This is a genomic window from Nocardia sp. NPDC003345 (genome assembly GCF_053589395.1).
This window is the reverse complement of sequence record NZ_JBSFRU010000330.1, coordinates 1-7,050: the sequence shown is the minus strand read 5'-3', so window position 1 is coordinate 7,050 and position 7,050 is coordinate 1. Positions and strand designations below refer to the sequence as shown.

Here is a 7,050-nt window from a genome sequence, read left to right as displayed (position 1 = left end):
GACCGGTCGTCGGCGCGCGAGGGGTAACGGCCCAGCGCGTCCAGCGCACCCGCCAACCGCTCCCGCAGCCAGGCCGGCGGCGCGGTCCCCTGCACGTTCACCGCGAAATCGAGCAGGCCCGCCTCGGCCTCCACATCACCGTGGTGACGTAGACCTGCGAGATCGACGTGGTCGGCGAACATGAGACGCACCCTACGTGGCGCCCGGCAGGCCCGACCCGCCAGAATGGCAGTCGTGGGTGAGCTGCACATATCGTTCGTGTGTACCGGCAATATCTGCCGGTCGCCGATGGCGGAGAAGATCCTGGCCGGACATCTGTCCCGGACCGGGCTCGACACCCGGGTCCGGGTGAGCAGCGCGGGCACCCACGACTGGCATACCGGTTCCGACGCCGACCGGCGCACCACCGCACTGCTGCGCCGCCACGGCTACCCCGTCGGTCACAGCGCCGCCGCGTTCGGCGCCGAGCACGCCGCGGCCGACCTGATCGTCGCGATGACCGCCGAACACGACCGGCGCCTGGCCGCGCTGGGCGTACCGCTGGACCGGCGGCGCCTGCTGCGCAGTTTCGATCCCGACGCCGACGACACCGACGTACCGGATCCCTACTACGGCGACACCGCGGAATTCGAGCTGGTCCGCGACCAGATCGAGGCCGCGATCCCCGGCCTGCTCGATTGGATCCACACCGCCCTCGCGGCTCCCGCCGCCGGTACCGCCGAGCCCGCCTGATGCGCCGCCTCACCTTTCTGCTGCGGCCCGGCTGGCTGATCCTCGCGGCGCTCGTGGTCGCGTTCGCCTATCTGTGCTTCACCGTGCTGGCTCCCTGGCAGCTCGGCAAGAACGAATCCACCTCCGAACGCAACGACCTGATCGCCGAATCGGTGCACGCCGGGCCGGTTGCCGTCACCGACCTGCTGGACGCCGATCCCGGTTCGGCCACCGAATGGCGGAAGGTGTTCGCCGAGGGCAGTTACGTCCCGGGCTCCACCGCGCTGGTGCGGTTGCGTCATCTCGACGGTGCCCCCGCCTACGGGGTGCTGTCCGCCTTCACACTCACCGACGGCCGCACGCTGCTCGTCGACCGTGGACTGGTGGCGGCCGTCGACGGTTCCCAGCCACCGCCGATCGAGGAACCGCCGGCCGGTACGCAGCGCGTGGAGGGAAGGGTCCGGGTCTCGGAGAACGTCGACCCGCAGCGCAGTCCGGCGGCACAGAACGGCATCCCGCACGTGTACTCGATCGATGTGCCGCAGGAGTCCACGGTGCTGGACCTGCCGCTGACCCCGATCCCGGTCGGCGAGCGCGGCGCCTATCTACAGCTGTCGGAGGATCAGCCGGGCGCCTTCACACCGGTCCCGCTGCCGCAACTCGACGCCGGGCCCTACCTCTCCTACGGCCTGCAGTGGCTCGCGTTCGGCATCATGGCGCCGCTGGGCCTCGGGTATTTCGTCTGGGCCGAGATCCGGGAACGCCGTAAGAAGAAGGCCCCGGCGCCCGCCCCCGCGGCGGCCGGGCCCGATCCGGAACCCGCGCCCGCGACCACCGAGGCCCGCCTGGCCGACCGCTACGGCCGCACCCGCCCCTGAACTCGCCCCCCTACCGGCTGCGCCGGTCCAGCGCCGTGCCGAGAACTGCCCGGATGTGGGCGGGGTCGGCCTCGCGGTCGTCGAGCAGGAGGGCGGTGCACAGGCCGTCGGACAGCGCGACCAGGGCCTCGACCGCGTCTGGGTCGTCGGTCCGGGTCCGGGCGAGTTCGGCCACGTTCTCGCGCCAGCGCCGGGCGGCCGGTCGCAGCGCCGGCCGGCGGGCCGCGAGGGTCGACAGTTCCCGCTCGGCGAGAGCGCGTTCGCGTCCGGGCCCGGCCGATTCGGCGATCAGCTCGGCGAGGCCGCCGAGTGGGTCCGCCTCGGTATCGATGAGTTGACGGATGCGCTGTGTGTAGGCGTCGGTGACGCTGGTCAGGGCGGCCACCAGCAGATCGTCGAGGGTGGCGAAATAGTAGAGGGTGAGGCTGGTGGCGATCCCGGCCTCCTTGGCGACGGTGCGGTGGGTGACGCCGGTCGCGCCGTCGCGGCGGACGATCTCCAGTGTCGCCTCGATGATCTGGGCGCGCCGACGCCGGCCGCGCTGCAGGCGGCCGTCGCCGGCGTCCGGCTCGGCCGCCACAGTGTTATCCGTCATCCCTGGTCATCCGCCATCCCTGGTTCTCCCGGATATGGAGGCTACCGGCTCCGGCTCGGCTTCAGCGGCGCCGAGGGGCCGCAGGTGTCGCAGCATCACGAAGCAGACCAGCGAAGCGACCGCGACGGCGAGCCCGGCGGCGAGGGAGGCGGCGTTGAGTCCGCCGGTGAACACCGTCCGCGCGTGGTCGAGAGCGTCGGCCGGGATCCGGTCCGCCACAGCGGCGGCTCCGGCGAGACTGTCGGTGTAGGTTTCCGTCTGCGATACCGGCAACCCGGCCGGGACCTCGATACCGCTCCGGTAGATCGCGGCGGTGAGGCTCCCGAGAAGCGCGACGCCGACGGCGATACCGAGCTCCTGAACGGTTTCCGACAGTGCGGCTGCCGAGCCGGACCTTTCCGGTGGCGCCGCCCCCACGACGATATCGGTGCCCAGCGCGGCGATCACACCGAGCCCGAGGTAGACGAAGGCGAAACCGGCGACCACGATATGTGTGCTGTCGGTTCCGGCCACCCCCAGCAGCAGGTATCCCGCCAGCGACAGCGCCGAGGTGGCCGCCATGACCACCCCGGGTGAGACGCGGCCCGCCACCAGCGGCGCCCCGATGGCCCCGACGAGCATCGCCAGCGCGGGCGGGCCCATCCACAGCCCCGCCCGGATCGGCGAGAGCCCCGCGACCAGCTGCAGGTACTGGGTCACGAGGAACATCACGCCGCCGAACCCCATCAGTCCGATCAGCAATACGGACAGCGCCGCGGAGAACGACCGGCCGGTGAACAGTGTCATATCGAGCAGCGGCTCCGCGAGACCCAGCTGACGGCGGACGAACGCCACGGCGGCGCCACCGCCGAGAAGCGCGGCGATCACGGCCTGCGGATCCAGACCGTGGGTGGCGGCATATTTGATCGCGTAGACAATCGGCAGCAGCGCCGCCAGCGACAACCCGACGCTCAGCAGATCGAGCCGGCCGGCCCGCATCCGGTGCTCCGGAAGCAGTGCCGGCGCCCCGGCCAGCACCAGCACAGCGACCGGGACCGCGATGAGGAAGACCGCGCCCCACCAGAAGGCGGCGTTCAGGACCCCGCCGACGATCGGGCCCGCTGCCATCCCCAGAGCGAACATGGTCGCCCAGACGCCGATGGCCAGCGCTCGTTGCCGGGCATCGGTGAACATGGTGCCGATCAGGGAGAGTGTCGAGGGCATCAGAGTCGCGCCGGCCACGCCCAGGAGCGCGCGTGCCACGATCAGCCACAGGGCCGTGGGCGCGAAGGCCACCGCGATCGAGGCCGCGGCGAACGCCGCCATCCCGATCATCAGCAACCGGCGCCGACCGATCCGGTCGCCCAGCGTTCCCATCGTGATCAGGAGTCCGGCGATGAAGAAGCCGTAGGCATCCATGATCCACAGCGTCTCCGTCGCGGTCGGGTTCAGCTCCGCGGAGAGGCCCGGCGCCACCAGGTACAGGGCCGTCACATCCAGGCCCAGCAGGATCGTGGGCAACGCCAAGAGCGCGAGCCCGCCCCATTCACGCCATCCCGCCGACTGTCTCGTGCTCATCTCGCCGCCTCCTCCAACAATTTGAACTATCGTACTAGTTGTACCATGGTTCAAATACTTGGCCGCTAGGTTTCCGCTCCGACCCGGGCACCGAGCGCGAGCGGCGTCCGGCAGCAAGCGGACGCGGAAAGGCATCAGATATCGAACAACGCCGGAATGGAGACCACACGGATTCGGACACAGGGCCTCAGCGAAATCCGGCTCACCGAGCGAATGGAGCGGCTCGCCCCCGAGGGCCGCTCACCGGAGCGGCATCAGCGACGACTACCCGCGCCGATCGCGGCGGCGCGCTTCCCCGGCCAGCGGTAGCGCCACCGCCGTCACCAGCGCGGCGTATTGGACCAGTTCCGAGAGCCGGACCGCGCGGCGCAGATCGGCGACTCCGGGTGCCGGCCCGGTACCGAGCTCGGGCCGGTTCTCGACTCCGTGCGGATACTCGGTCGGGCCGCCCAGCCGCACCCCCAGCGCCCCGGCCGCGGCCGCCTCCACGACACCGGCGTTCGGGCTCGGATGCCGGGCGGCGTCACGCCGCCAGACCCGCACGACCTCGGCGGGACGGCCACCGATCAGCGGCGCCACCAGGGCGGTGAGCACTCCGGTGAGCCGGGCCGGAAGCAGATTCGCCGCATCGTCGACCCGGGCCGCGGCCCACCCGAACAGGCGGTAGCGGCTGTTGCGATACCCGATCATCGCGTCGAGGGTGTTGATCGCGCGATATCCGAGCAGCCCGGGCACGCCGGCCACCGCGCCCCACGCCAGAGGCGCGACCGCGGCGTCGGAAGTGTTCTCCGCGATGGATTCCAGGGCCGCCCGGGCCAGCCCGTCGGCGTCCAGCGCCTCGGGGTCACGGCCGCACAGCGAGGGCAGCAACGCCCGGGCGCCGCTCAGATCGCCCGCTTCCAGATATCCGGCCATCTCCGCACCGGTCCGGGCCAGGCTGCGCCCGCCCAGCGCGGTCCAGGTGGCCGCGGCGACCGCAACCGTCCCACCCCGGCGCAGGACCGCACTCGCGCCCAGCACCCCGCCGACCAGGACCATCTCGTGTACGAGACCGGCGCGACGCCGATCGGCGTAGGTCACCGATTCCAGCCGCGCGGCCAGCAGCCCGAACCCGGCCACCGGATGCCACCGGCGCGGATCACCGAGGGCCCGGTCGAGCCCGAAACCGATCAGCAGTCCGGCCGCTGTCGAAAACCCGCTACGCACCGCGTGAGGGTATCGACCCGGGTGCGGGCCGTGGGATACCGGCCGACCGGAATATTCACCGGCCCGGTCCGGCTGTCACACATCGCAGGCCGCGATCGTCTACCCGGCGACAGCTGCTCCGCCCGCCGACCGGGCCGTAACCGAACGGGGATTGCCATGACCGATGGATCCGCTCTCGACGATCCGGCCGAACTCGCGCGGCGATTCGAGGAATTGCGTCCCTACCTGCGCCGGCTCGCCTACAGCACACTGGGCAGTCTCGCCGACGCCGACGATGTGGTGCAGGAGGCCTGGTTGCGGCTCCAGCGGCATCGGCAATCCGGGGGCGCGCCGATCGACAATCTGCAGGCCTGGCTCAGCACCGTCACCGGTCGGCTGGCGCTGGATCAGCTCGGGTCGGCGCGGGTGCGGCGCGAGGAGTACGTCGGGGAATGGCTGCCCGAACCCACGGTCGGCACCTGGGAGGACCCGGCCGACCGGATCTCACAGGACGAGCGGGTGACCATGGCACTGCTGGTGGTCCTGGAATCGCTGTCACCGGCCGAACGCACCGCGTTCGTGCTGCAGGACGTGTTCGGGATGACCGGACCGGAGGTCGCCGAGGTGGTCGGCCGCACCCCTGCCGCGGTCCGCCAGCTCGCCTCCCGCGCCCGTAAGCGGGTCGAGACCGCGACACCGCGTTTCCCCGCGTCGCCGGACGAACACGAACGGGTGGTGTCGGCGTTCGCACTGGCCTGGCGGTCGGGCGATATGAACGCTCTGCTCGGTGTGCTCGATTCGCAGGTCACCTTCACCGCCGACGGCGGCGGCAAGGTCACCGCGGTCCGCAGGCCGATCTACGGTGCCGAGCGGCTCGCCGAGGTGCTCGTCGGCTGGCACCTCGCCCCCGCCGCGGCCACGGGCTGGGGCCGCACGATCGAGGTCAACGGTATGCCCGGCCTGCTGATCTTCGACGGGAACAACTACGGCATCTTCTCCTTCACCGTCGACGCGGGGCGGATCACCGCCATCCACGCGATCCGCAACCCCGACAAGATGCGGCATCTGCCCATCGACGGCGACCCGGACTGGCACCTGCGCGCATCGGATGGTGAATGAGCCGCCGTGCGCCCGGGCCTCACCCGGCGGCCGGAGCCGGGCGGGTTAGGTTCACAGTATGAGGATCGAAGTCAGCGGACATCAGCCCGATATCCACGAGAGCGCGTGGCTCGCGCCCACCGCCGTCGTGATCGGCCGGGTGAAGCTCGAAGCGCAGGTCAGCATCTGGTACAACGCGGTGCTGCGCGGCGACAGCGAGCTGATCACGGTCGGCGAGCGCACGAATATCCAGGACGGTTGCGTCCTGCACGCCGACCCTGGCTTCCCGGCCACCGTCGGCGCGGGGGTATCGGTCGGTCACAACGCGATCCTGCACGGGTGCACGGTCGAGGACGACTGCCTCATCGGGATGGGCGCGACGATTCTCAACGGGGCGGTGATCGGCCGCGGCACCCTCGTCGCGGCCAACGCGCTCGTTCCGGAGGGCGCGCAGATCCCGCCGGGTTCGCTGGTGGCCGGTGTTCCGGGCAAGGTCCGCCGCGAACTGACCGAGGAGCAGCAGCGCGGTCTCGAACTCAACGCCATGGTCTACCTGCACCATATGTCCGAGCACCGGACCGCGAAGGAGCTGTGAGATCCCGGTCCGCGTAGCTTCTGGACCATTTACTGGACAAGCGTCCAGTAGGGGGCTGATAGCATGGAGTGGACGTATCCGGGGAGCGGGCGAGCTCGAAACCCGCTGTCCTGCAAGGAATCGGTGTTTCGGGCGAGCCCGAGCGTGTGGGCACCGAGTGCCGGCAGGAGGTATGACGGGTGGCGTGCGAGCGTGTGGAATTGCGCCGGCCGGCCGGGCGGATCAGCGTGGCCGATATCGCCGCGCAACCGGGGGGTATCGAGGCATTACGGCGCCGGGTACACGAACTGCGTTCCCGGGGAGTGGATTTCGCGGCCAACGCGATCGAGCACGAGATGGCCGAACTCGATCTCCCGCCGGAGTGATACCGGGCACGAAACCAACGCGCAGGTCATATCGCGCGAAACCGGTCCGATAGGGTGTGGTAACCA

General features: G+C 70.8%; 8 protein-coding genes and 1 pseudogene. 5 read left to right on the top strand and 4 right to left on the bottom strand.

The genetic code is table 11. The annotated features are described in order from the left end of the window. Positions 1-182, bottom strand: a pseudogene (locus ACWDU1_RS26825) (Rv2231c family pyridoxal phosphate-dependent protein CobC); the annotation flags it as partial. Positions 183-225: 43 nt separating this feature from the next. Between ACWDU1_RS26825 and ACWDU1_RS26820 the strand changes: the two are divergent. Then, the gene (locus ACWDU1_RS26820) at positions 226-732 is read left to right on the top strand and encodes a low molecular weight protein-tyrosine-phosphatase (RefSeq protein WP_450002636.1); all 507 of its coding nucleotides are present in this window, start codon (positions 226-228) and stop codon (positions 730-732) included. After that, positions 732-1,589 (top strand): SURF1 family cytochrome oxidase biogenesis protein, encoded by an 858-nt coding sequence (locus ACWDU1_RS26815; protein ID WP_450002634.1) that lies wholly within the window; start codon positions 732-734, stop codon positions 1,587-1,589. Before ACWDU1_RS26820 ends, ACWDU1_RS26815 begins: the two co-directional genes overlap by 1 nt. 10 nt (positions 1,590-1,599) lie before the next feature. Here ACWDU1_RS26815 and ACWDU1_RS26810 read toward each other — a convergent pair whose 3' ends face one another. The 3 genes from ACWDU1_RS26810 to ACWDU1_RS26800 all read right to left on the bottom strand — a co-directional run bounded on the left by ACWDU1_RS26810 (position 1,600) and on the right by ACWDU1_RS26800 (position 4,947). Beyond that, entirely contained in the window at positions 1,600-2,184 is a 585-nt protein-coding gene (locus tag ACWDU1_RS26810; protein WP_450002632.1) for a TetR/AcrR family transcriptional regulator, read from the bottom strand. 6 nt (positions 2,185-2,190) lie between these two features. After that, positions 2,191-3,741 (bottom strand): MFS transporter, encoded by a 1,551-nt coding sequence (locus ACWDU1_RS26805; protein ID WP_450002630.1) that lies wholly within the window; start codon positions 3,739-3,741, stop codon positions 2,191-2,193. A gap of 264 nt (positions 3,742-4,005) precedes the next feature. Further along, complete coding sequence (locus tag ACWDU1_RS26800) at positions 4,006-4,947, bottom strand: cobalamin biosynthesis protein (protein WP_450002628.1); 942 nt, start codon at positions 4,945-4,947, stop codon at positions 4,006-4,008. 156 nt (positions 4,948-5,103) lie between these two features. Here ACWDU1_RS26800 and sigJ point away from each other — a divergent pair, with 156 nt between their 5' ends. The 3 genes from sigJ (at position 5,104) to ACWDU1_RS26785 (ending at position 6,984) form a co-directional block, all read left to right on the top strand. Further along, on the top strand, positions 5,104-6,045 hold the full coding sequence (gene sigJ, locus ACWDU1_RS26795) for an RNA polymerase sigma factor SigJ (protein ID WP_450002627.1): 942 nt from the start codon (positions 5,104-5,106) through the stop codon (positions 6,043-6,045). A 58-nt stretch (positions 6,046-6,103) separates the two neighbouring features. Then, the gene (locus ACWDU1_RS26790; protein ID WP_450002625.1) at positions 6,104-6,619 is read left to right on the top strand and encodes a gamma carbonic anhydrase family protein; all 516 of its coding nucleotides are present in this window, start codon (positions 6,104-6,106) and stop codon (positions 6,617-6,619) included. Positions 6,620-6,798: 179 nt separating this feature from the next. Next, complete coding sequence (locus tag ACWDU1_RS26785; protein ID WP_450002624.1) at positions 6,799-6,984, top strand: hypothetical protein; 186 nt, start codon at positions 6,799-6,801, stop codon at positions 6,982-6,984. Positions 6,985-7,050: the final 66 nt, after the last annotated feature.